This window comes from Brachybacterium horti, from assembly GCF_054777615.1.
Genome location: NZ_BAAHAM010000004.1, coordinates 114887 through 137997 on the forward strand (window position 1 = coordinate 114887; position 23111 = coordinate 137997).

20 protein-coding genes and 1 pseudogene are annotated in these 23111 nt (G+C 68.5%); 12 read left to right on the forward strand and 9 right to left on the reverse strand.

Going from position 1 to position 23111, the window contains the following annotated elements; all coding sequences use genetic code 11:
* Window positions 1-143 precede the first annotated feature (143 nt).
* Window positions 144-1637, reverse strand: coding sequence for an FGGY family carbohydrate kinase (locus ACYVAP_RS13415; protein WP_498861031.1), 1494 nt, complete (start codon window positions 1635-1637; stop codon window positions 144-146).
* A 175-nt stretch (window positions 1638-1812) separates the two neighbouring features.
* On the opposite strand from ACYVAP_RS13415, the gene ACYVAP_RS13420 reads away from it, so the two are divergent.
* The 8 genes and pseudogenes from ACYVAP_RS13420 to ACYVAP_RS13455 all read left to right on the forward strand — a co-directional run bounded on the left by ACYVAP_RS13420 (window position 1813) and on the right by ACYVAP_RS13455 (window position 10116).
* Window positions 1813-2463, forward strand: coding sequence for a DUF6318 family protein (locus ACYVAP_RS13420; protein WP_498861032.1), 651 nt, complete (start codon window positions 1813-1815; stop codon window positions 2461-2463).
* Window positions 2464-2857: 394 nt separating this feature from the next.
* The gene (locus ACYVAP_RS13425) at window positions 2858-3511 is read left to right on the forward strand and encodes a hypothetical protein (protein WP_498861033.1); all 654 of its coding nucleotides are present in this window, start codon (window positions 2858-2860) and stop codon (window positions 3509-3511) included.
* Window positions 3512-3632: 121 nt separating this feature from the next.
* Window positions 3633-5804 carry a family 78 glycoside hydrolase catalytic domain gene (locus ACYVAP_RS13430; protein WP_498861034.1) on the forward strand — a complete coding sequence of 724 codons (2172 nt, stop codon included), beginning with the start codon at window positions 3633-3635 and terminating at the stop codon, window positions 5802-5804.
* A 152-nt stretch (window positions 5805-5956) separates the two neighbouring features.
* Window positions 5957-6037: pseudogene (locus ACYVAP_RS13435) on the forward strand (DUF2510 domain-containing protein); the annotation flags it as partial.
* Between the two features lie 129 nt (window positions 6038-6166).
* Window positions 6167-7546: an SNIPE associated domain-containing protein gene (locus ACYVAP_RS13440; protein ID WP_498861388.1), complete on the forward strand. Its 1380-nt coding sequence runs from the start codon at window positions 6167-6169 to the stop codon at window positions 7544-7546.
* Between the two features lie 142 nt (window positions 7547-7688).
* Window positions 7689-8069: a hypothetical protein gene (locus ACYVAP_RS13445; RefSeq protein WP_498861035.1), complete on the forward strand. Its 381-nt coding sequence runs from the start codon at window positions 7689-7691 to the stop codon at window positions 8067-8069.
* 544 nt (window positions 8070-8613) lie between these two features.
* Window positions 8614-9237 (forward strand): hypothetical protein, encoded by a 624-nt coding sequence (locus ACYVAP_RS13450; RefSeq protein ID WP_498861036.1) that lies wholly within the window; start codon window positions 8614-8616, stop codon window positions 9235-9237.
* 213 nt (window positions 9238-9450) lie between these two features.
* Window positions 9451-10116, forward strand: coding sequence for a YitT family protein (locus tag ACYVAP_RS13455; RefSeq protein ID WP_498861037.1), 666 nt, complete (start codon window positions 9451-9453; stop codon window positions 10114-10116).
* A gap of 39 nt (window positions 10117-10155) precedes the next feature.
* Here the strand turns inward: ACYVAP_RS13455 and ACYVAP_RS13460 are convergent, their stop codons facing one another.
* The gene (locus tag ACYVAP_RS13460) at window positions 10156-11181 is read right to left on the reverse strand and encodes a hypothetical protein (protein ID WP_498861038.1); all 1026 of its coding nucleotides are present in this window, start codon (window positions 11179-11181) and stop codon (window positions 10156-10158) included.
* A gap of 231 nt (window positions 11182-11412) precedes the next feature.
* Between ACYVAP_RS13460 and ACYVAP_RS13465 the strand changes: the two genes are divergently transcribed.
* Both ACYVAP_RS13465 and ACYVAP_RS13470 read left to right on the forward strand, forming a co-directional pair.
* The gene (locus ACYVAP_RS13465) at window positions 11413-11910 is read left to right on the forward strand and encodes a PDDEXK-like family protein (protein ID WP_498861039.1); all 498 of its coding nucleotides are present in this window, start codon (window positions 11413-11415) and stop codon (window positions 11908-11910) included.
* 12 nt (window positions 11911-11922) lie between these two features.
* Window positions 11923-12603, forward strand: coding sequence for a hypothetical protein (locus ACYVAP_RS13470; protein ID WP_498861040.1), 681 nt, complete (start codon window positions 11923-11925; stop codon window positions 12601-12603).
* 56 nt (window positions 12604-12659) lie between these two features.
* On the opposite strand, the gene ACYVAP_RS13475 is transcribed toward ACYVAP_RS13470, so the two are convergent.
* From ACYVAP_RS13475 to ACYVAP_RS13505, 7 genes are all read right to left on the reverse strand, one after another.
* A complete protein-coding gene (locus ACYVAP_RS13475; RefSeq protein WP_498861041.1) occupies window positions 12660-13826 on the reverse strand; it encodes an McrC family protein in 1167 nt (388 codons plus the stop codon).
* Window positions 13804-16380 (reverse strand): AAA family ATPase, encoded by a 2577-nt coding sequence (locus tag ACYVAP_RS13480; RefSeq protein ID WP_498861042.1) that lies wholly within the window; start codon window positions 16378-16380, stop codon window positions 13804-13806. Before ACYVAP_RS13480 ends, ACYVAP_RS13475 begins: the two co-directional genes overlap by 23 nt.
* Before the next feature lie 139 nt (window positions 16381-16519).
* Window positions 16520-16897 (reverse strand): PH domain-containing protein, encoded by a 378-nt coding sequence (locus ACYVAP_RS13485; protein WP_498861043.1) that lies wholly within the window; start codon window positions 16895-16897, stop codon window positions 16520-16522.
* A gap of 152 nt (window positions 16898-17049) precedes the next feature.
* Window positions 17050-18321, reverse strand: coding sequence for an Ltp family lipoprotein (locus ACYVAP_RS13490; protein ID WP_498861044.1), 1272 nt, complete (start codon window positions 18319-18321; stop codon window positions 17050-17052).
* A 266-nt stretch (window positions 18322-18587) separates the two neighbouring features.
* Entirely contained in the window at window positions 18588-19730 is a 1143-nt protein-coding gene (locus tag ACYVAP_RS13495) for an Ltp family lipoprotein (RefSeq protein WP_498861045.1), read from the reverse strand.
* Window positions 19731-19767: 37 nt separating this feature from the next.
* Window positions 19768-20394, reverse strand: coding sequence for a hypothetical protein (locus ACYVAP_RS13500; protein WP_498861046.1), 627 nt, complete (start codon window positions 20392-20394; stop codon window positions 19768-19770).
* The gene (locus ACYVAP_RS13505; protein ID WP_498861047.1) at window positions 20391-20699 is read right to left on the reverse strand and encodes a transposase; all 309 of its coding nucleotides are present in this window, start codon (window positions 20697-20699) and stop codon (window positions 20391-20393) included. The genes ACYVAP_RS13500 and ACYVAP_RS13505 overlap by 4 nt, the downstream gene beginning before the upstream one ends.
* Window positions 20700-20938: 239 nt before the next feature.
* Between ACYVAP_RS13505 and ACYVAP_RS13510 the strand changes: the two genes are divergently transcribed.
* Together ACYVAP_RS13510 and ACYVAP_RS13515 are read left to right on the forward strand one after the other, a co-directional pair.
* Window positions 20939-22057 (forward strand): ABC transporter permease, encoded by a 1119-nt coding sequence (locus ACYVAP_RS13510; protein WP_498861048.1) that lies wholly within the window; start codon window positions 20939-20941, stop codon window positions 22055-22057.
* Window positions 22057-23073, forward strand: coding sequence for an ABC transporter permease (locus ACYVAP_RS13515; RefSeq protein ID WP_137768977.1), 1017 nt, complete (start codon window positions 22057-22059; stop codon window positions 23071-23073). The genes ACYVAP_RS13510 and ACYVAP_RS13515 overlap by 1 nt, the downstream gene beginning before the upstream one ends.
* Window positions 23074-23111: the final 38 nt, after the last annotated feature.

Genomic DNA, 23111 nt, shown 5'->3' on the forward strand with positions numbered 1-23111 from the left:
CGCGCCGAGGTGAAGTACTCCCTCTGCGGGAGCGACGGTAGCGACCGAGTCTGGGGAGCGGCTGAACGAGGGGCCCCCACGTGGACCCTACCGCGGGGACGCCACGCAGGGGCTGCGCAAGCCGGGACGACTGGTCACCGTCGTCACGCTCGGGCGGCGAGCTCCCCGATCCGCGCGGCCGCGTCGTACAGCGCCCGGTGCGCGGGCCGCAGCGCCGCGAAGGCCTGCGCCGCGGCCGGATCCGGGGCGGTGAGCTCGCCCTTGCGCTCCGCGAGCGGGGCGATGGCGTGGCCCAGACCCAGCGCCTCGGCGCCCGCGATCGCGGTGCCCAGCAGCGTCGCGTCGGCCCCGGGGACGGGGAGCGTGAGGACGGGGCGGCCGGTGACATCGGCGAGGATCCGCCGCCACGGGGCGGAGGCCGCTCCCCCGCCGACGACCGTGAGCTCCTCGCCCGCGCTCACAGGTTCCAGCGCATGGGACAGGGCGAGGGCGACGCCCTCGAGCGTTCCCGCGTAGAGCTCCGCGGGCCCGGTGCCGGCATGGAGGCCCAGCACCGCGCCGCGCAGGGCGTCGTCCCGCACCGGGAACCGCTCCCCGCCGAGGGACGGCAGGACCAGCAGGCCCGTCGGCCCGCGGCCGTGGGTCCGCTCGCGCTCGATGAGGAGCGCGTCGGCGGCCTGCGCGTCCCTGCCGCAAAGGTACGCGTCCCGCGCCCAGGCGGCGGCCGCTCCCCCGGCGAGCACGGCAGAGATCAGCAGCTCGTCCTCCCCCAGGGCGAGGCGGTGCGAGGCCGGGTTGAGCGGCGCGGAGTCCGGGCCGGTGCCGCGCAGGCGGATGCTCGCGATCCAGCCGCTCGTGCCGAGCGACGCGTGATCCTTGCCCGGAGCGGTCCCGGTGACGCCGAGGGCCGCGGCGCCCGCATCCCCCGGGGCGAGCACGATCGGCACGCCCTCCTCGAGTCCCAGCAGGTCACGGGCACGGGCATCGGTGCGGCCCACCACCTGGCCGTGCCCGCGCGTGAGGCGCGGCAGCAGTGCCGGATCCAGGCCCGCCGCCCGCGCCACGCCGGGATGCCACTCCCTCGTGGTCGCGTCGAGCAGGCCCGTAGTGGAGGCGGTCGTCAGGTCGCACCAGAAGCCCGCGCCGAGGCGGGCGGCGAGGTGGCCGGCGGGCCCGAAGGTCAGCCCGTGCGCGCGGGCGGCGGTCTCCGGTTCCGCGTGGGCGAGACGGCGGAACATGGCCGCGCAGCTGCTGGGGTCCTGACGATTCCCGGTGGCGGCGTCCCAGTCCGTGCCCTCATGGGCGAGGCTGGCGCGGAGCTGCTGGGCATCCGTGGCGGCGCGCTGGTCCGTGTAAAGCACCGCAGGGCGCAGGGCACCGTGGCCGCCCTCGAGGACGAGGTCCTGCATCTGGCCCGTGAGGCACAGTGCCGCGATCTCGATGCCTGCCGCGGCGACCTGCCCGATCGCGGTGCGGGCCGCACGGAGCCAGTCCTCCGGATCCTGCTCCGCACCGCTGCCGGGCAGGGCCGTGGTGGCGTAGGCGGCGCTGCCCACGGCGAGTGTGCGCCCGTCCAGGTCGATCAGCGCCGCCTTCGCCGAGGAGGTGCCGAGGTCGAGGCAGAGCAGGCCGATCATGAGGCCAGAGTAAGCAGGTCAGGCAACGGATCGGAGCGACGTCCCAGGGCCGGGGCCGCGGACGCGCCGGGCGCCGAACCTGCACACGGCTGTCCACATTCCCGTCGAGTCCGTGGCGCCGCGCGTGCCCGTCTGCTTGGGTGGGCGGAATCTGCTGCACGTCGAAAGGCCCCGCATGACCCGCCGCCTCCTCACCGCCTCCGCGGCCGCCGCGCTCGTCCTCGGGCTCGCCGCCTGCGGCGATGACACCGGCGGCACCATCACGGACCCGCCCTCCACCATCGCCACCGGCGCCAGCGACGACGGCGGCGCCTCCGACGGGGGCGGGGCCGGCGGCAGCACAGGCGGAGCCTCCGACGACGGCGGCAACACCGAGGCCGCGCCTGACATCCCCGCCCCAGACCCTGCTGACTACCCGGGGATGGACGAGGAGACTGACGAGGGAGCGGAGCAGGCGTTCAAGTATTATGTCGACGTCATGATCTGGGGGTTCCAAACCGGGAACACTGAAATCCTTGAAAAATCCACATCGGGTGACTGCGAGGGATGCAAGGAGATCATTGGAGACATCGAGGCACACAAGTCAGCCGGACGATATTGGTCAAGCGTCGAAACCGAACAGCTAAGGCTTGAGACGATTGATTTCGACGGTTACAACACCGCAGTGAACTATGGCCTTTCAGTTTCGGCCCACAGCGAACCCGACCTCGAGGCCGAAGGGTCCACTCAGCGAAACGAAACTCTCTACTCTTTTGCAGGTGGACTGAACTGGGCAAACGATCACTGGGAGCTGGCCGATGTCTCGGTCGAGAGTGACGAAATCTAGGCACGACAGGCGCGTCGCCGCCTTAATAATCGCTCTTCTGATGCTTCTTCTTGGCTCAAGCCTGCAGACAGAAATGGCGCGAGCCGACATAACAACCTCGAGCGATAAGAGCGGATTTCGCTCCGAAGCAAAGAGTGGCCTATCTACGATTAAGTATCTCGCTGGCCTCTTCTCGAACGAAGCTAGGGGCTCCAACCCCAAAGATCTACCGCCCTTCTACTTCACCTCAAAGGCTGTGGAAGGCGGCGGCGGATACAACTGCACCGACCTCGGTGGCGGGCAAAGCTGCTCCATCCCCTCAGGCCAGTGCCAGGGTGGAACGAACTACTCGACCGCGTCGGGCGATTTCGTCGCGGATCCTGCACGCGCGAACCAGGGCACTTCCGGTACCGACATGGTGACAGTCGCTCGCGAAAGAGTCGAGAGAGCCACGGGCAACCGCCAGTTCCTCGGCTACGGCTGCCAGGAGCGCAGCCAAGTCGGCTCGAACACAGCACAACCAGCCGCGGCCCCGATCGTCATCACGGTGACCCGCGAGGACTTCGCGAAGCTGCCGGTCAAGCCTGCCGTCGCTCACGCCGGCCCGAGCGACGGCTGGCTGCCCGCCGGCATGCCCAACGTGCTGCACGCGGAGTCCGAGCCCCAGGTCCTCGACACCACCCTCCTCGACACCCCGGTCTCGGTCCGCGCCACCGCGCAGAGCTATCACTGGGACCTCGGCGACGGGAACACGATCGACACCGAGAAGCCGGGCAAGCCATACCCCTCGGAGGAGATCAGCTCCACCTACGCCTACGAGGGCTGGTACGACGTCACCCTCACCACCACCTTCACCGGAGAGTTCTCCGTCAACGGAGGCGAGTGGCAGCCCATCGACGGCACGATCGAGGTCGAGTCCGAGCCGATCGCGATCTACTCCAAGTCCCTCGAGTCCCGACTCGTCGACGGCGACAAGGCGCCCGACGAGAATGAGGACCCGTGGAAGCCTGAGCGGTCCTCCGCGACCGACGGTCCGCAGGACCCCGAGGCCACGCACCGGAAACTCTGACGCCACGGCCCCGCAGGGTCAGGCCTTGGCGCTCCTGGACGGCAAGTCGTCCAAGCCACATAGGCTCGCCACAGCGGCACGCCCGATGACGAGCCCGCCAGCGACGAAGGAGCACGCGAGCATGAGCACCCCGGACCTCTGGCGCCACAGCCCGGCGATCTGGGCGGCCCCTGCCGCTGAGGGTGGCCCCGAGCCGGACTGGGCGTTCCTGCGCTGCGAGGTGCACGTTGACCGCCCGGTGGCGGAGGCGGCGCTGCACCTGGCCGCATCCTCCCCGGAGCCGGGCCGGCAGTTCGTGGCCCGGGCGAGCATGAACGGCGCTGAGCTGGGGCAGGGCCCCGTCCGCGCGATCGGGGACGAGCACCGGTACTCGAGCTGGGACGCGAAGCCGTTGCTCGTCGAGGGCGCCAACGCGATCGGCGTCGTGGCGTGGACGCCGGAGGACCGCCGGGTCCAGGTGGCGCTGCGGATCCGGTACCGGGACGGCTCGGAGGAGGTCGCGGCGCCGTCGGCCGTGTGGAGGGGTCTCGCCGGGGACCGGGCGTACCGGCCGTCGGGCAGCATCGGCACGCACTACTTCGTCGCGCCGCAGGAGCATCTGGTGGGCCGCGACTACCCGTGGGGTTTCGATCAGCCCGGTTTCGACGACAGGGCTTGGCCCGCGGCGACCACCAAGGAACCCTTCGCGAGGCTCGCGCCGCATCCCACGGCGACGGTCACGACCTGCGAGGCCGCACCGGTGGGCATCGCCGCCGTCGGCCCGGGGACGCTGCGCTTCGACTTCGGCGGGACGTATGTCGGCGGGCTGTCCCTGCCGGGCCTCGGCAGGCCCGCGCAGCTGACGCTCCGCTTCGGCGAGCTGCTCGACGAGCACGGCCGGGTGCGTGCGCACATGGCGACCGGCAACCATTACGAGGACCGCTGGGAGCTCGACGGGCACGAGCCGCACCTCCGCACCTGGGGACTGCGGGTGTTCCGGTACCTCGAGATCGACGGTCTCCCGCCCGAGGCGGCGGAGTCGGTGCGGGCGCTCGGGCACGTGTACCCGCTCGGCGAGCGCACCCGGTTCCGCACCGACGATCCGCTGCTGCGGCGGGTGCTGGACCTGTGCGAGCACACGATGGTGCAGACCAACGGCCCACTGCTCGTGGACTCCTGGAGCCGCGAGCGGGAGCCCTACGAGGCGGATGCCTACCTGCAGGCGAAGGCGAACGCGGCGCTCAGCGCGGAGCAGGAGCTCGCCGGCTTCTCACTGGACTACCTGCTGCAGCGGCGCACCTGGCCCACCGAGTGGCCGTTCTACCTGGTGCTCCTCGCCGCGGAGCACGCTGAGCGCGGCGGTGACCTCGACGCCCTCGCCGCACGACGCGATCAGCTCGCCGCCCTGCTGCCCACGGACTGGATCGACCCGGCGACGGGCCTGATCCGCAAGCTCCACGGCAGCGACGGGAGCAGCAGCGTGGTCGACCACGACATCGTGGACTGGCCGCCGTCGGAGCGGGACGGCTACCTGTTCGGCCCCGTGAACACAGTCGTCAACGCCGTCGCGCACGCCGCGTTCGCGGCGATGGCGCGGATCGACGAGCTGCTCGGCCACGCGGACGCGGCGGCGCACGCCGAGCATGCCCGCCGCCTGCGCGAGGCAATGAACGCGCTGCTCTGGAACGAGGAGGCCGGCACCTTCATCGACGGCCTCGACGCGGGCGGCGCCCCGCTCCCCCACGCCGCCGCGCACGCCGGCGCCTTCGCCTCGGCCCTCGGCGTCGCGGATGCCGACCGCGCGGCCCGGATCGCGGCGCACCTCGCGCCGCTCGGCATGCCCGTCAGCGTCTACGCGGCGCCGTTCCTGCTGCGGGCGCTGATGCGCGGCGGCCGGGCCGACGCTGCTTTCGACCTGCTCGTCGCGACCGGTGACCGCTCCTGGCTCGGCATGATCGAGGCGGGGGCGGGCGCGACGATGGAGGCCTGGAACGAGCAGGTGAAGCCCAACGTCTCCTGCGCGCACCCGTGGGGCGCCTCCCCGCTGTTCCTCGTCGTCGAGGACCTGCTGGGCCTGCGCCCGCTCGCGCCCGGCTACACCGAGTTCGCGGTGGCGCCGCAGGTCCCCGAGCAGATCGGGCACCTCGGAGCCTCGGTGCCGACGGTCGCCGGGCTCGTCGAGATCGACGTCAGCGGTGGGGCCGACGGCCGACGGGCGCTGCGTGTCGGCGTCCCCGCGGGGACCCGCTGCCGCGTGCTCTGGGACGGCGCGGACCGGTTGCTCAGGCCGGGCCGACACGAATTCGCGAGCTGAACGACAGACGGTTCGGAGTGGCAGGGCAGGACGCGCGGTTTGTCCCTGCGGCGAGGCATGATGACGACGAGGACGCACGACGACGTGTCCCTCTCGTCAACACCGATCGGGACGTCACTCGTCGGCTCGTGGAGAACAAGAGGATCCAGAAGATGAATGCAGCGGCACCCGGGTGGTACACGGACCCGGCCGGTCGTCACGAACTGCGGTGGTGGGACGGTGGCCAGTGGCGCGACGCCGTCCTTGACCGCGGAGTCCGCAGTGACGACCCGCTGATGCGTGTGGCGCCGGCGGAGGAGCAGCTCGCTACCGCTTCCGCTGCAGCGAGCGAGACGCGTGCGAAGGACCATCGGCCCGTCCCGGTGGTTGGGGCCGAGGAGTCCTCGGCCGCCACAGAGCGAACGTCCGCCGGCACTGCGAAGATCACCGTCTTCTCCGCCAAGAAGATCGCCGCCCAGCTGCAGGAGGAGAACGAAAGGCTGCATGCGCGTGTGACCGCGCTCGAGGATCTCGCACGCGATTTCGGAGGACTCGAGGCGGCGGACATCGCCGCGCGTGTCGAATCGCTCCGCGCGAACGAGTCCGCCCAGCGCCGTCACGCCGAGGAGCAGCGTCACGAGGAGTCGCGGGCGCTCGCCTCGGTTCAGGACCAGATCGCACGGGCGCGGAACGAGCTGACGACTGTCGAGCAGAGCATCATCGGAGCTCGCGACCAGATCGAGCTCGAGGCCCGAGGGCTCTTCGACTACGAGCACGTGGCCGAATCGTCCGCCGCGCTCGCCTCCGAGCTGGCGGACCTGCGGGCAGCGATCAAGGACAGCAACAGGTACGACCGTGCGATCCACGCGACCTCCAACTTCACCTTCAACAACTCCGCCGCGAAGGGGAAGACCTTCGTGAACCAGATGCGCCGCATCATGCTGCGCGCCTACAACGCCGAGGCGGAGAACGCCGTCAAGACCGTGAAGACGGGAAACCTCGGCCCCGCGCAGAAGCGACTCGAGCGTGCCAAGGAGCAGATCGAGAAGCAGGGCACGATGATCGACCTCGCCGTCGTCAGGAACTATCACTCCCTCCGGCTGAGAGAGATCGAACTCGCCGCACGTCACCACGAGGCGGTTGCCGCGGAGAAGGCGCTCGAGCGGGAGCGCAGGGAGGAGCTGCGAGAGCAGCGGAAGGCCGAGCAGGAGCTGCGTGCCGAGAAGGAACGCCTGGAGAAGGAGCGATCGCACTACCTCAACTCGATCCGCCGACTCCGAGATGCCGGGGACGACGCCGGTGCCGACGAGCTCCAGGCCCGGCTCTCGACGATCGATGACGAGATCGCGCAGGCGAACTACCGCGCGGCGAACATCCGGGCCGGATACGTCTACGTCATCTCCAACATCGGTGCCTTCGGGGAGGGCGTCGTGAAGATCGGGATGACGCGTCGGCTGGACCCGATGGATCGCGTCAAGGAGCTGGGGGATGCGTCCGTGCCTTTCACCTTCGACGTGCATGCCTTGTTCTTCTCCGAGGACGCCGTCGGGATCGAGGCGAGCCTGCACCGGACCTTCGCGGATCTTCGACTAAACCAGGTGAATACCCGGAAGGAGTTCTTCCGGGTCACGCCGGCCGAGGTGCTCGATGCCCTGACCAAGCAGCGGGTCTCCGTCCTCGAGTTCCGCACCGATGTCGATGCCGAGGAGTTCCGCACCAGCCAGGCCATCTCAGCGCAGAAGGCAGGTGCCGTCACTCGCTGACGGCTCGGCTCACCAGCGGATGCGAGGCGTCAAAGGGAGCGGGGACCCGTCCAGTCCCCACGGCGCCGGATGCAGTGTCCGCACGGCCTCGGGCGGGAACGGCCCGGGCCCGGGCTCGGCGCTGAAGGAGGTACGCAGGCTCGTGACCGTCGGCGTGGACAGCGACGGGCCCAGGACCGTGTCGGTGCCCGTCGTCCTGTACGGGTGGCGACACGAAGCGGGGGTGCTGCCGCGCACCCGCACCATCGTCGCGGCGACGCGGGTGGAGGTGCCGCCCGGCGGCACGGAGGCCTCCTTTCCATTGAGCCTGGACGAGCTGGGCTCGTGGGCGAGCGGCAGCCCGCGCGCGGTGCCCGTCGTGGTCGAGCTGTGGGCGCAGCCCGTGCTCGATCCGCCCCAGGACGCGGTGCGCCTGCGCGTCAAAGATCGAGAGAAATGCCCTCTCGGACCCCCCTCCGCGAAAAGGCGAGTTAGACACAGTCGGCAAAGATCGCAGGCGAATTGCTCGACACCCAAGGCCTAGACATCCATACAGCTTTCACGGCACGAGATTACTGCTTTTATTCAGCATTCAAGTTGGACTCACCGTTTCGCAATGATCCATTCAAGCGTCTGCGAGAGGGCCGTTCTTGCACGAACTTCTCAACATCTGCAAACTCGCACAGCAAGGCCTACGGCGATCACCGGCCGCCAAGGGCGTCCCAAATATGCTCCACAGGCCGGACTTGCGCCTCGCCGCGCCCCTGAGGACTCCATGACCACTACCTCCGAGCCGAGCGTGATCCGCCGAGCCGGCCACCGAGGGCCGAACCCTTGCGCTCCTGCGTCGACAGATCTACTCTGACCCTGCAGTACCGCCGAAAGGATGCAACACGACTTTTGTAAGAGATGCTTTGGGTGCGCCACATTACCCTTCTTTGCCATGAGCTTCATGTCGGAATTGGCGACCTCTAATAGATGTCCATCTAAAGCACCCCGGCAGGAGAATGACAATGAGGCTAGTCAGGTTTCGGCAAGGCGGCGGGCGCCCGACAGATGTTGCGCGAGAGAACCTCGACGAGTTGCTCATGCTCACGGAAGCGGCCCTGGAACTTACAAACGTGAATCGCTGGGCGCAAGACAGGGTCATGTCCGAATCTCTGCGCAAAAATGATACCCCTAACATAACTCCCGCAGACCTGCGGAAGAAGGCAAAAAAGTTCCAGTACGAAACTGAGGTTGTCGACGCCTTCCTCCAACTCGGGGCGCAAAGCTTCGCTCTCCACGGATCTGAGGCACTTTGGGAGCGCCCGATGAACACAGGGGCTCGAGGTCGACCCAAATCAATCGATGTGGCCCTCTTCAACGGAAATAAGGCCGAAGAGTCGCGTATCGAGTTTGGGGCATTCTCTTCAAAGAAGGTTCGCGACGACGCCACGAAGCTGCACGAATTCAACACCCCCCTATGGCGAGGCCAGGGAGTGGAAAAGGTCAGCAATTTTTTGATCCTTCGGAAAGAGGGCGGCGAACAGGTTTCACAGGGCGGAATCAGGGAATGGTTTAACACCTGCACGGCGACCGCTGCCGACGATAGCACTGCTGAGATGAGAATCGAGGTGAGAGTCGCCTCATGTCAGGATGCATTCTCGCCGAAACAGCGAACAAAGAAATCATTCAATCTTGCAATCTTCGAAGTCCTCACCGTCGAATAATGCTCGTAAGCGAACCTGCTAACCAGTGGCAGGCAGTCGCAATTCCTCCTTCCGGAAAATTTGACCATCGCATGAGCACGCCCACTCGCCTGTGCCGCCTCGTCGGCGAGGATGCTGTAGGCCTCTGACTTGTGCATCCTGGACTGAGGTCACGATCTGATCCATCCGTTGCTTCGCATTACCCGGAAACGCTTCGACTCGTAAAGTGCTGGCATGCCCTCTGCGTCCCACCCGTCGGCGGACTCCGCGCCCGTCGACTCCTCCGCCGCCACCCCGCCGATCGACGCCGTCATCCCGCACCGCCCCACCGAGGACGTGCTCGGCGTGCTCACCGGCACCTTCCTCGCCTCGCTGGGCCTGTACCTGCTGCAGACCGCGGGCGCGGTCACGGGCGGCACCGCGGGCCTCGCGCTGCTGCTCACGCATGCGCTGTCCACGCCGTTCTCGGTGCTGTTCGCGCTGGTGAACCTGCCGTTCTTCGTGCTCGCGCTGTGGAAGAAGGGCGGGGTGTTCACGGTGAAGACGGTGATCTGCGTGGGGCTGATCTCCGTGTTCAGCCTCATCCACCCGCGCTTCCTGCCGCTCGAGCAGGTGCCGCTGCTCTACGCGGTGATCGGCGGGAACCTGCTGGTGGGCGTGGGGCTGCTGATCATCTTCCGGCACGGTGCGAGCCTCGGCGGCTTCAACATCCTCGCGCTGATCCTGCAGGAGCGGGCCGGGCTGCGCGCCGGATACGTGCAGATGGCCCTCGACGTCGCCGTCATCCTGCTCTCGCTGCTGGTCCTCGACGTGCCTCGCGTGCTGCTCTCCGCCCTGGGCGGCGTGGTGCTCAACGTGGTGCTCGCGCTGAACCACCGGCCGGGACGGTACCGGGCGTGAGGGCGGCGCCTCCGCAGAGACACCGCCCGATCGACTGACTCAGCCGGCGATCTCCTTGGGCGGGACGGCGGCGGCGAGCGCCCCGCCCACGCTCTGACCCCACATGGCCGGGAAGGCCGTGGGGAAGATCCGCAGGTCGTCGGCCCCGCCGATCCGCGCGCTGGTCGCGACGATCGCGCCTCGGCCGGAGGGCACCCCGTCGACCTGGATGCTCGGCGTCTGCTCCCCGCGCTTGTCCTGCGCGAGGGCGAGGTGGAGCCGGTCAGAGAGGTAGGAGACGTCGGCCGGACCGAAGTGGGAGGCGAGAGGCCCCGCGTAGGACTGGATCGTCACCCCGGAGTGCGTGTCCATGTCGAAGCGCTGGGCCGTCTGGGTCACGAGCGCATGGATCCACTCGTGCACGGCGCCGTTGGACAGCGCGGTGACGCGGAGGGTGTCGGCGGAGCCGTCCCGGTCCACGGTCTCGAAGAGCGCGAACAGGGCGTCGCCCATGAGGTCGTGCCGGGTCGTCGAGTCCAGCGAGAGGTGGACGTCGGACATCCCGCGGATCGCCCCGGAGTGCACGGCCGCGCCGATGGAGGTGCGGTTGCCGGCGGCGTAGCCGATGCCGAACGACTGGCCGAACATGCTGAACTGGTGCATGAGCGTGCCCCGCGCCTCGCCCGCGGTCTTCTCGTCGAAGTGGCGCTCCACCTCGAGCACGCGTCGCGGGTCGAGCTCGATCACGGCCCCGGAGGAGTACGCGCTGGCGCGCGGCTGGGCGAGCAGCTGATCCGCATGGGCCGCGAGCGAGACTGCCGTCGCCCAGTCGTCGCGGTTGATGCGGCCTGCCTTGAGCTCACCGAGCACGCCGACGATCAGCAGCACCAGGCCGATGATCCACAGCCATGAGGTCGCGAAGACAACCATTCCCAGGCCGGTGAGCGCTCCGCTGGCGGTGTTCGCGAAGATGAGCGGCAGGGCGCAGAGGATGGCGGCGACGACGACGAAGATGATGCCGAGGGTGAGCGCGGTGCGGTGAAGCTGCCTGCGGGCCCGGCCACACATCGAGGGTGCTTTGCTCATGCACCCCACCCTACTGAGCGGTCCTCGTCGCCGTCATCGGATTGTGGACGCCTGTGTACGTCCCTGCGGCCCCTGGGACGGCATGGGTTCATGTGTTGAAGGACGGCCCCTTCCAGCGGCCCCCCACTTCCGGTTCGGCGCGAGCCCCGGCCACGGGGACGGGCTCAAGGGCGTCTACGTGTTGGACCGGCACGACAGCGCCGTATCTCTTGCCCCGCTTAACATCGCCTCATGACCGCCGGCCCCGACACCGTGAGCGACATCGTCCGGAAGCTGCTGCCCTCGATGTCGCGGAGCCTCGCCGAGCAGTTCAACGTGTTCCGGGTGATGCACCACGGCACGCACGAGAAGCAGCTCTCCAACGTCTTCGCCTGGCTCCTGGAACCTGACGCAAGTCATGAGCTCGGGGACACCTTCCAGAAGATCGTGCTCGAACACGTCAACGCGGGGCTGAACTCGGAGCGGCTCCTGCCGGCGAGCGGGTACCGAGTGGCACAGGAGGTCGCGACTCCGGGAGACGACGGGCTGCCGTCCCCGCTCGGCGACGACATCGCCGACGTCGTCCTCTCCCGACCGGACGGCGCTGTCGTGATCGAGAACTTCGGGACCTCCGACGGGCACGGTCACTCCTTCGCCCGATACCTCGCCCTCGGGATGAGCGGCGAACGGCCGGCGGCCGTGGTGCTGCTGTGCCAACGCCGCGAGACGCAGCTCCTGCGCGACGGCTGAGAGAACGCCGTCGTGCTCACCTACGGCGAGGTTCTGAGCGATCTGCAGGCGCACGTCGACCGGACGCCGGCCTGGCGCAGAGGGCACCCCGACCAAGACTTCTTCATCCGGCAGATGCTCGAGCACTTCGTGGAGGGACCGGCTGCAGTGAACACCGAGGACACGATCGCTTTCCTCACGACGATGTGCGAGACGGGCGAATCCGCCCGCTACGGCCACCGCCCTCGAGACCTCGCCTCACAGGAGTTCGCGGACCTCGTCGCCGAGCACGCGCGCCGCCAGCTCGAGGACAGTCGGAAGCTCCTCGCCGATGTGAAGGGGGCCTTGCGCAGTTACGCGCGCGCGGTGCTCATGGAACAGGTCAACGCCCGAATCGGCGAGGGCCCGGTGGAGCGTGTCGTCACACGTTTCGTGGGGAAGTGGGAATGGTGCGTCGAGCTTCAGCGGGCCGATCCCTACTCGACGATCAACCTGGCATTCGGGCCGACGGTCGTCGCAGAGCAGGAGATGGTGCCCGACCCTGTCGACCTGCCCGACTTCTCCAAGCTCTTCATCACCCGAGCGCCCGTTGATGGTTCGGGCCTCACGTTGATCACCCAGACCGACGTGAGCCTGGCAGAGATTCTGGCCGGACTTTCCCCTGAAGACCCGCGGCTGCGGGACGCTGTGCTGGCCGTGGCCGCGGAGTCATGACCGGGTAGGTCAGAGAAGCGGAGGGCTCTTCACCGGCCAATGCCGGCGTCGGCCAGTCAGCCCTCGAGGCGCGCGGCGAGCCACGCGATCTGGTCGAGGAGGGCGTGCGGCGGCTGGTCCAGGTCCAGCGTGTGGCAGTGGATCGCGACGTCCGCTCCCCGGATCTCGTGCACGACCTCGACCTCATTGCCCTTGGCGTAGACAAGGTGGCCTTCGCGCAGGCCCAGCACCGTGCAGTACGCGAGGAGCTGGTAGAGATCGGCCTGGGGGTAGCCGGCGGGCTTCTCGGACTTGTACTTGGCGTCGACGACGACCTGCTGTCCCTCGTGCGAGGTCCAGAGGAAGTCGGGCCGGAGGTCGACCTGCCGGGCGACGTCGAGGTGCATCCGATGTTGCAGTGAGGCGGACCCTTGCGGGGCCAGTGCTTCACGGAGGGCGACGCCGACGAAGTCCTCGTAGATCTTCCACATGTCGAGGACGAAGCCGCTCACGTGCAGCTCTCCTCGCCGCTGCTCGAAGGAGCCCCCGGCGAGGATGCGTTCGGCGAGACGGAGCGCCGGGACATACCGCGAGTTCAACCGCGAGGGGGTCCAGCGAGGGAGCACCTCCCCGCGGCGCAGTTCGGCAACTCCTGCGAGCTGGAGCCGGAGGCGCTGGAGCGGCGGTCGACGGCGAGCGTCCAGACCGGGGATGCGAAGGAGCTTTGTAGCGGCGGCGAGGAGGATCTGGTTCTCGGCGACGTCGACGGTGAAGTCGTCATAGGTGACCTCGAGCGGCAGCCCGGCGCCGTAGCGCCGACCGATCTGATCAGCGACACGGATGCGTCCTCGAAGCACCGGCACGGAGTCGTCCACGGTCCTGTAGCCCTGGAGCAGGCCTTGATCGGTCGCCCTCTGCGCGAGGCAGACGAACGCATGCGCGAGCGCCTCGGGGAGGCTTTCCTCGGGGTCGAGCTGGACCGAGTGCTCACGCCAGTAGGCCGGAGCAGTCGCGTAACCCATGAGGAAGATCAGACGCTCCACGGGGATCTTCGGGATGACGCTGATCTGGAGGTCGTCCACCTGGACGACACCGATCTTCCGGCCGGGAACGATCTGCCACCCGGACTCTCCCGGGGCGCGGTTCAGCTCGGCGATCTCGGAGAGGGCGACCGCCCGCGCTTCGGCCTCCGTGAGCTCGATGCCGTGCGCGGGGGCGCCCTCAGTCAGTTCCAGGCGACGCATCGACCGGCTCCGCCACCGCGTCCACCGCACCGGCGACTGCGGGGAGCCCGTAGCGGGCAGCGACGGACGCGGCGTCGAGCTCTCCGAAATGGTGCTCCTCGAGCAGGGGCAGGATCGAGGTCCGCCATGCCCTCTCGAGGCCGCCGTCCCGGTGGACGGCATCCCGCATGACGTAGGACGGTCCGATCTTGAAGTCGGGGTCCTCGATCCTGCGGTTCAGCTCGTCGAGGAGGTCTGCGACGCGCCCGGGCCTGCCCGTCGCGGCGAGCCAGGAGCGGAGGATCCCGCTGGTCGGCGTTTCGGACGGGTGCAGGGGCAGGAAGGAGAAGCGTCGCCTCATCGCAGCGTCCACGAGTGCGATGGAGCGATCGGCCGTGTTCATCGTTCCGATGATGAAGACGTTCTCCGGCAGGTTGAACTCCTCGTCGGCGTAGAGCAGCTCGACGTTCTCCGTGCGGTACTCGAGGAGGAAGTAGAGCTCCCCGAACACCTTCGCGAGGTTGCCGCGATTGATCTCGTCGATGATCAGCACGTACGGATCGTTCGGGTTCTCCTTGGCCTGGGAGACGATCTTGCGCAGCGGTCCCGGCTTGAGGGCGAATCCGCCGTCGGGCTGCGGCCGATACCCCTCGAAGAAGTCTTCGTAGGAGTACGCCGGGTGGAACTGCACGAGACGCACGTTGTCTCCGGCGAGATGCTTGCCGATGGCCTGCGCGAGGTAGGTCTTCCCCGTGCCGGGCGGCCCGTAGAAGATCAGTTGCGGCCTGTCCGAGAGCAGGTCGATGCATTCCTGGAGCCAGTCCTGCGGGACGTGCAGCGCGCGTGCGAGTTCCGGCGTGGCGTCCGGCAGCTCGAGCTGCGTGACCTCAGGGGCCGGGCGCTGTGACTCCTCGGCGTCGAGGAGCGCTTCGAGGGTCTCGAGCTGCTGCGTCAGATCGACGACGTCCCGCTGGATCTTGAGCCGGGTACGGAGCCCGGAAGGGATGTCACCGAGATCGACGCCGTCGGCGTCCGCCCAGGAGACACCCCGGGTCAGGACCGCACCGCCGGCGGCCGCCGGGTGCTGCTCCACGCGTTCGGTGAGCGTGCCGATGTAGAGCCGGTTGCTGTCGACGGCCACGACCAGGTGGCCCTCCTGCATGCGAGTGAGGAAGGCGTGGAAGTCATCGACCTTCTCCCCACGGAGGTCGTAGGAGGCGTGCGCATAGTCCTCATCCACGAACTGCTTCAACTGGTCCCGGCCGATACCGGGCGCCACTGCTCGGAGGCTGGTAGCGGCCAGGGTGATCGTGCCGCTCTCCAGCCACCCCGACACGAGGTCGCGACCGCTCCCGCTGCTGCCGCGCACCATCCATGCCCGGCGCGGCACCGTGGGGAGGAGTCCCCTCTGGTCCATCTCCTCACGCAGATCCTCGAGCCGGACCTGCTTCCGAGGATCGGGGAGACCATGGTCATCGAACCGCACGCCCTCGACCTCGAGCGCCTCGCGCAGGTCGTCGCGGTTCGGCGCGCGGCCGGCGGGCACGACACGATGGTGGCCCTCCAGCCCCAGTGCCTCCTGGTGGACGTACTCGCCGACGGCGGAGGGGTTCGATCCGGTGACCGTGGCGATATCGCTGTAAGTGACCCACTCCCCCTCGCCGATCAACTTCACGGCTTCGTCGATCAAGGGATACCGGTCAGTGGTGAATCGCCCCGTGCGGGCACGTTTGGCGGCACGAGCCTGCTGGTAAGCAGCTCGGGAGCGCTCCGAGAGGTCCACGGTGCTCGGCGTCTCCTCGAGGACCTGCCGCCCCGTGTCCGTCAGGCTCCAGCCGTCGGGCAGCTTCTCGAGCCACTCCGCCGCGACCATGTCGACGGATCCCCACACGATGGCGTTCTCATACCGACTCCGGCCGTTGCCCGTCGTCTTCAGCTCGGCACCGGTGAACTGGATCCGCTTCGGCACTTCCTCGAGGATCTCGCGTCGGCGCGTGACGCCCCGATCCCTGAGCACCTCGAGCACCGTTCTCTGCAGCAGGCCGTAGCGGACGAGCTCGGTGACTGTCGAAGCGTTGGCGCTGGCGTCCGGTGCTGCATCGGGAACCCCGAATTCCACGGCGTCCTGAAACTCGTGAGCATGGTTCGCGACCTGGAAGAGCGTCATGGCGGATCCGACCTCGTACAGCGCACCCTGCGAGAACACGGTGCGGGGCACATCGCGAAGCAGCCATTCGACGGGCCTGCGGTGACGGTGCGCCGGGGCATCTGCCAGGTAGGTGTACGGGCCCGCGACTCGTCCGATGTTGATGACCGGCGCCTGCTTGCTGGGCGCGATGACGAGGTCGCCCTCGGCCATCTCGAACGCGAACCTGCGCAGCACCCCCGCCCACACCGGGAGGGCTCCCGGCTTCGCTTCGGGGTGCGTCCGTGCGAGCACGTCCTTGAGCGCCGTCTGGTCATCACCGATCTCGCGCAGGTCCCCGACCTCCTCCCACGCGATGGAGACGAACCCGCCGGCGACGAGCTCCGCGGCCGGAATCCGGTCGTTGTGGATCCCCCAGGTGACGCCCATCAGATCTCCTCTTCCTGCACCGGGATCCCCGGGGCATCCGTCTGTGCTCGCGATCATCATTCTCGTCCGCCGTGGTTCCTCGCGATTGCACCACGTCGAGGCCTCGGCCCGCCCCAGATGCGGCGGGCCGAGGAGTGCCTCATGCTGAACGCAGGACCGCGTTCGCGATGAGATGGTCGAGCCGGCGGACGTCGATCTGCTTGCCCACGGAGATCTTGATCTTCCCAGCACGGGTCCACAGCTCGATCTCGGCGCTCATGTCCAGCGTCCCGGCGTTCTCCGAGGACCACATGTTGATCGCCGAGTACGGGAGGGAGTAGATCTCGACCTTCTTTCCGCGGATCCCCTGGGCATCGCGGACGATCAGTCGCTGCGTGGTGAAGATCGCCGAGTCGCGGAAGGTCTTGTAGGCCGCCACGGCCTGTTCCCCGGGCACGAGCAGCGCGGTGACGTCCTCCGGGATCGGGCACTCCGCGACGAAGTTCCATGACGTGATCGATGCGACCGACGCGTCCATCAACAAATCCTTCTCTCTCCTGCAGTTCTGCACGCCGGGACCGGCGCGTCCGAGCAGACTGTAACGGACAGAGGGGACAAACCATCCGCAGCAGCGAGGGGCGGCCGGCTGCGCGTCGACCGCCCCTCGCTGTCACGTCTGCGGCCAGCGGGTCAGAGACCTGCCTGATCCGCCGCGTAGTTCGCATGCTCGGTCGAGAACCCGGCCCACTCGAGCTGCTGGACGAGATCCGCGCGCGAGACGGCGGGGTCGTAGCTGAGCAGCTCGTGGGCGGCCCGCACAGCCTGTCGAGGCCAGTCGACCTCACCATGATCTTCGAGATAGCCGACGGCGTACTCGGCCTGGGCGTCGGTGAACTCGTCCTCGTCCGCGAGGGTCTCGAGCAGGCCGTCGCGCGACAGGCCGCTGTAGCTCAGGTAGTCGCGTGCGGCCTCGAGGGCCTGCTCGTTCCAGTCCAGTTCCCCGCGCTTCTCGAGGTAGGAGATGGCGTACTCGGCGTCGGCCTCGCTCACGCCGTCGTAGAGGAGGTCGTCGATCAGGTAGATCTCGGAGTAGGCCATCTCGTCGAGGAGCTCCCGCGCGAGGTCGATGGCCGCCTGCTGCGAGGCGTTGGGCCCGGCGACGGCCGCGCGACGCACGCCGAGCGTGTCCTTGCGGTCGCCGTTCCAGTCGCCGACGAGGGTGGTGTCGGTGGCGCGGCCGTAGGCCTGGACGATCGCGGCGGCGCCGCCGCTGAGGCGGTTGGAGATGTAGTAGACGTTGCCGCGGCGCACGGCGAGGGTGTCCTTGGCGTCGGCGTTCCAGTCACCCACGAGGACCTTGTCGCTCGCCTTGCCGTAGTTGATGACGGAGCTGGCCTTGCCGCCGGTGAGCGAGTTGGAGAAGTAGTACGTCTGCCCGCGGCGCACCGCGAGCGTGTCCTTCCCGTCGCCGTTCCAGTCGCCGACGAGCACCGTGTCGGTGGCCTTGCCGTAGTTGAGGACGGTGGTGGCCTTGCCGCCGGAGAGGCTGTTGGTGAAGTAGTACGTCTGCCCGCGGCGCACTGCGAGCGTGTCCTTCCCGTCGCCGTTCCAGTCGCCGACGAGCACCGTGTCGGTGGCCTTGCCGTAGTTCAGGACGGTCGAGGCGCTGCCGCCGAGGGAGTTGGAGAAGTAGTAGGTCTGCCCGCGGCGCACGGCGAGGGAGTCCTTGCCGTCGCCGTTCCAGTCGCCCGCGTAGACGCGATCACTCGCCTTGCCGTAGCTGAACTCGTGGTTCGCCTTTGCCGACCACGAGTCGTTGAGGAAGTACGCCGAGCCCGAGCCGCCCACCTCGCGGCCGTCCGCGAGCGCCGGCGCCTGCACCGCCATACCCGTGCCGACCACCGCTGCCGTGGCGAGCAGCGCACCCCACGCCCGCACCACTCCGCGCTTCACTGTGCCCACTGCTGACACTCCGATCTGGCCGCTATGTGTCGGCCCGCTCTTCACCGGCCCCACTGCCGGCTTTTCAGGCGAAGCGTAAGAGAAGGGGTGGGCCTGGCGAGTCCGGAATGGGCGATTGAAGGGCACGGTTCGGTAACGGCGATCTGCGGGCTGACCAGCAGATCCCTGGCGGATGACTTCCGGTCCGCCGATCGGCGCCGAGCGGGGACGACGGAGGCGGCCGGCGTCGAGCCGGCCGCCTCCCCCGAGTTCTCCAGCGAGACAGGTCAGAGGCCGACCTTGTCCGCCGCGTAGGTGGCGTGTGAAGTGGAGAAGCCCTCCCACTCGAGCTGATCGATCAGCCCGGAACGGGAGAACGGCATCGCCTCCAGGTACTCCTTGGCCATCCTGACAGCCTCATCCCGCCACCGCACTTCACCCTTGTTCTCGAGGTAGGTCACGGCGTACTCCGCGTTCGACGTGGAGAACCCTTCCCACTCAAGCTGCCCGATAAGGCCCTCGCGCGAGAACGCCATCGTGTCGAGGTAGTCTCGCGCCATCGCGATCGCCTGCTGCTGAGCGACCGTCGGCGCCGCCGCGACGACCTGGCGCCGCACGCCGAGCGTGTCCTTGCGGTCGCCGTTCCAGTCGCCCACGAGGGTCGTGTCCGAGGTGCGGCCGTAGGCCTGCACGATTGAGGCGGCGCCGGAGCTGAGCTTGTTGGAGATGTAGTAGACGTTGCCGCGGCGCACGGCGAGCGTGTCCTTGCGGTCGGCGTTCCAGTCGCCCACGAGCACCTTGTCCGAGGAGCGGCCGTAGTAAATGACAGTGCTGGCCTTGCCGCCGCTGAGCGAGTTGGAGAAGTAGTAGACGTTTCCGCGGCGCACCGCGAGGGTGTCCTTACCGTCACCGTTCCAGTCGCCCACGAGCACGGTGTCCCCGGCGCGGCCGTAGTTGAAGACGTTGCTGGCCTTGCCGCCGGAGAGGCTGTTGGTGACGTAGTAGGTCTGCCCGCGTCGCACGGCGAGCGTGTCCTTGCCGTCGCCGTTCCAGTCGCCGACGAGGACGGTGTCGCTCGCCTTGCCGTAGTTGACGACGGTGCTCGCGCTGCCGCCGAGCGAGTTGGAGAAGTAGTACGTCTGCCCGCGGCGCACGGCGAGGGAGTCCTTGCCGTCGCCATTCCAGTCGCCGGTGTAGACGCGGTCGCCGGTCTTGCCGTAGTTGAACTCGTGGTTGGCCTTCGAGGACCACGAGTCGTTGAGGAAGTACTGCGAGCCCGAGCCGCCCACCTCGCGGCCCTCGGCGAGGGCCGGGGCCTGCGCCGCCAAGCCCGCTCCGACGACCACGGTGATCGCGAGCATCGCTCCCCATGCCCGCATCGCTCCGCGCTTCACATTGCCCACGTCTGACGCTCCGATCTGGCCGGTCACCTGCCGGTCCACTCCGTGCCGGCATCCTCACCGGCGTTCAGGCGAACAGTACGAGATGGGGCAGACCTCTCAAGCCGGGATCAGGCGGGCGTAAAGAACGATTCGATAACGGTGGACCACGGCGCGATACCTCGGTCCCGTCACCCATCTGTTCCGACATCCTCGTCGCTCGTGCCGACTCAGCCCCTTTGGCCAGCTCCCACGGGACGATCCCCAGCACGTAAACCATGACGTCCGACCCCCGAGGCTCCTCCGCGAACGCCGCCTCGATCAGATGTCGAGTACTCACCGAGGACGATCCGACCGCGCGCCTGGCGAAGGCTTCAAGAGCAGGGCCTGGCATATATTCGGAGCCGCCGATCAGGATCTCAACGATCTCGGCGACCCGCGCGTCGCCATGCTCTCCGCACGCGATACGCGTAGCGAGCTCCCCAGGAGCAAGAGCTTCGGCATCGGTCCGGGAGCGGAGGACGGGTCCTGTGCGCGCGAGATCTTGGGCGATGCGTTGCGTTCGGTCGGCGAGGCCACGTTCTCGCACAGCATCCACCACGCGCTCGGCCGGGGCGACCTGCTGTTTCCGCCAGCGATAGTAGGACTGGCGGGAGAGCTTCAGGACCCGCAGGGACACCGCGACGGGGATCCCGTCAGCGGCGAGCTCGCTCACGCGCGGGTAGAGGATTTTCCCGGCAGGTTCGCCTGCGACAGATACGCAGCCGCGCGGCGGAGGACCTCGTTCTCCTGCTCGAGCAGTCGGTTCCGGCGGCAGAGGTCCCGCAGCTCGGAGGACTCCTCACGGGTCTTGCCGGGACGGGCACCGTCCTCGACATCGGCCTGGCGCATCCAGTTCGTCAGGCAGGACTCCGAGATCCCGAAGTCCTTCGCAATCACCGAGAGCTTCTGGCCAGGTTCACGGTTCCTGGCGACGCGCACGACGTCGTCACGGAACTCCTGGGGATAGGGAGCAGGCATGGTCCACGTCCTTCCCTGCAACGCTGCTCAGCGCCACAGATCATGTGACACCTACCCGCGCATCAGTCCCTGATCATCCGATGCACGGCAGAAGGCATCATCCGCAAGCTGTCGCCCTTCTCAATCCTGTGAACTAGTAACAGATCTGAAACATCATGAGTGTGACTCTGTAACACCCGTCCTCCAAGCTCGACGTACGGCCGGATCCCCGGCCGTCGAGCGTGACGAGAGGACGAGCGATGCAGGAACGGGTCGAGCGGACGTTGCTCCGCGGCGGGCTCCCCGTCGGCGCGGTTCTGGCGGCGTTGATCGTGGGCGGCGCCCTGGTCTCGGCGCTCGGGGTCTCCCCGTGGGACGCGGCGACGACAGTCGCGACGGCCGGATTCGCCTGCGACCCGCGGTACTGCAATCTCGGCGGGACCCTGGCCCTGGCCGCCCCGATCATGTTCTGCGCCCTCGGCGCTGTGGTGAACCTGCGCAGCGGTCTCTTCAGCATCGGCCAGGAGGGCCAGTACGCGCTCGGCGGCCTGGCCGCCGCCGTCGTCGGCTCCGCGGTCTCCGCGCCGACGGGCATCCACCCCGCACTTTGCCTCCTCGCCGCCGCGGCCGTGGGCGCCGCGTGGGGCGTGGTGCCCGCGATCCTCAAGCTGTTCCTCGGCGTGAACGAGCTGATCATCTCGATCATCCTCAACACGATGGCGGGCCTGCTGCTCAACTACCTGGTGAACTACCCGCTTCGCGCCGAAGCCTCGACGGTGGGTTACACGAGGACGATCGCGGACACCGCCAAGCTTCCCGTCTTCGACCCCTCCACCAAATTCGGCCTCGCCTTCGTCCTCGCGGTGATCGCCTGCATCGGCGTGTGGTTCTACCTGTCCCGCACGACGTTCGGCTACGAGCAGCGGATGAGTGGCGAGGCCACCGCCTTCGCCCGGTACGCAGGGATGTCAGCCACGTCGGCCGTCCTTCGCGCCGGTCTGATCGGCGGGGCGCTCGCCGGGCTCGGCGGGGGCGTGCAGGTGCTCGGTGCGAACTACCGCGTGATCGAGGGCTTCAGCGACGGCACCGGGCTCACCGGCCTGACCGCCGCGATCCTCGGCGGCACCACGGCGATCGGCGCCGGCGTCGTCGGCATCCTGTACGCCGGCATCACGGTGGGCGCGGTGAACGGCCTGCAGATCATGCTCGGGGTCCCGCGTGAGATCGGGTCGACCGTCCTCGCCCTGATGATCGTGCTCGTCGCGATCCAGGCTCCCCTGCAGAAGCGCATCGAACGGGCTCGCGAGCGGCGACGCACGAACCGGCGTCTCGACGCCGGGACCCGCCCCTCCACCGAGCAGGCGGAGGTGCACGCCTGATGAACGTCGTCGCCGACTTCCTCAACTCGGGGATCCGCATGACCACCCCGATCCTCTTCGCCGCGATCGCCTCGCTGATCTCGGCCCGCGCCGGGATCCTCAACCTCGCGATCGAGTCGAAGGTTCTGCTCGGCTCGTTCACCGGGATCCTCGTCGCCGCGTGGACTGGCAGCCCTCTCGCAGGGGTGCTCGCGGCGAGTCTCTCCGGGGCGCTGATCGGCGCGATCATGGCGCTCGCCCACCGCTTCGAGGTCGACCTGGTGGTCCTCGCGATCGGCCTGAACATCCTCGTCCTGCAGCTCACGGTGTTCCTCATGCGCTCGTTCCTCGGCGGTGTGGGCACCTACAAGCCCGACGTCTCCACGCTCACCCCGATCACCGTCCCGCTGCTCGGCGATCTCCCGTTCGTCGGGCACCTCCTGAACCGCTGGAACGTCCTCGTCTACGCCGCGTTCCTCCTCGTGGGGCTGCTCGCCCTCTGGTTCCGCACGCGGGCCGGTCGGCACCTGCTCGCCGTGGGCGAGGCCCCGGGGGCGGCGGCGAGCTCCGGTCTGCCCGTGGCCCGTACCCAAGTGCTCGCGCTCATCGTCGCCGGCGCCATCGCCGGCCTCGGCGGGTCGTTCCTCTCCGTCGGCGATCTCGGGATGTTCACCCGGAACATGAGCGCCGATCGCGGCTGGATCGGCATCACCGCGGCGCTCCTCGCCCTGAACCGACCCGGCCTCCTGATCCCCGCCGCAGGCGTGTTCGGCCTGGCGAGCGCCGCGAGCATCCGGCTCCAGCAGTTCGACGTGCCCGCGAGCCTGACCCAGTTCCTCCCCCAGGGCGCGGCCTTCGTGGCCCTCGTGCTGGTGGGTCTGCGCGCCCGCTCGCGCGGCCGGTTCCTCCAGCTGTGGAGGAGCAGCTCACGGATCCCTCTGAGCAGGCGCCGGGCGCCCGTCCCCGTCGACGAGGCCGTGTCGACCACCGAGGTCGAGCCCGCCTCGGCAGCGACCACCCGCACCGGCCCGCCCTGACCCCGACCGTCTCGCCCACCACCCCGTCGCCCGAACCG

Excerpts from the sequence above, each read along its gene's own strand:
- ACYVAP_RS13415 (WP_498861031.1), bottom strand. The coding sequence starts at position 1,637 with ATGATCGGCCTGCTCTGCCTCGACCTCGGCACCTCCTCGGCGAAGGCG.
- ACYVAP_RS13420 (WP_498861032.1), top strand. The coding sequence starts at position 1,813 with ATGACCCGCCGCCTCCTCACCGCCTCCGCGGCCGCCGCGCTCGTCCTC.
- ACYVAP_RS13425 (WP_498861033.1), top strand. The coding sequence starts at position 2,858 with ATGGTGACAGTCGCTCGCGAAAGAGTCGAGAGAGCCACGGGCAACCGC.
- ACYVAP_RS13430 (WP_498861034.1), top strand. The coding sequence starts at position 3,633 with ATGAGCACCCCGGACCTCTGGCGCCACAGCCCGGCGATCTGGGCGGCC.
- ACYVAP_RS13450 (WP_498861036.1), top strand. The coding sequence starts at position 8,614 with ATGCTCACGGAAGCGGCCCTGGAACTTACAAACGTGAATCGCTGGGCG.
- ACYVAP_RS13455 (WP_498861037.1), top strand. The coding sequence starts at position 9,451 with ATGCCCTCTGCGTCCCACCCGTCGGCGGACTCCGCGCCCGTCGACTCC.
- ACYVAP_RS13460 (WP_498861038.1), bottom strand. The coding sequence starts at position 11,181 with ATGAGCAAAGCACCCTCGATGTGTGGCCGGGCCCGCAGGCAGCTTCAC.
- ACYVAP_RS13465 (WP_498861039.1), top strand. The coding sequence starts at position 11,413 with ATGACCGCCGGCCCCGACACCGTGAGCGACATCGTCCGGAAGCTGCTG.
- ACYVAP_RS13475 (WP_498861041.1), bottom strand. The coding sequence starts at position 13,826 with ATGCGTCGCCTGGAACTGACTGAGGGCGCCCCCGCGCACGGCATCGAG.
- ACYVAP_RS13480 (WP_498861042.1), bottom strand. The coding sequence starts at position 16,380 with ATGGGCGTCACCTGGGGGATCCACAACGACCGGATTCCGGCCGCGGAG.
- ACYVAP_RS13485 (WP_498861043.1), bottom strand. The coding sequence starts at position 16,897 with ATGGACGCGTCGGTCGCATCGATCACGTCATGGAACTTCGTCGCGGAG.
- ACYVAP_RS13505 (WP_498861047.1), bottom strand. The coding sequence starts at position 20,699 with ATGCCTGCTCCCTATCCCCAGGAGTTCCGTGACGACGTCGTGCGCGTC.
- ACYVAP_RS13510 (WP_498861048.1), top strand. The coding sequence starts at position 20,939 with ATGCAGGAACGGGTCGAGCGGACGTTGCTCCGCGGCGGGCTCCCCGTC.
- ACYVAP_RS13515 (WP_137768977.1), top strand. The coding sequence starts at position 22,057 with ATGAACGTCGTCGCCGACTTCCTCAACTCGGGGATCCGCATGACCACC.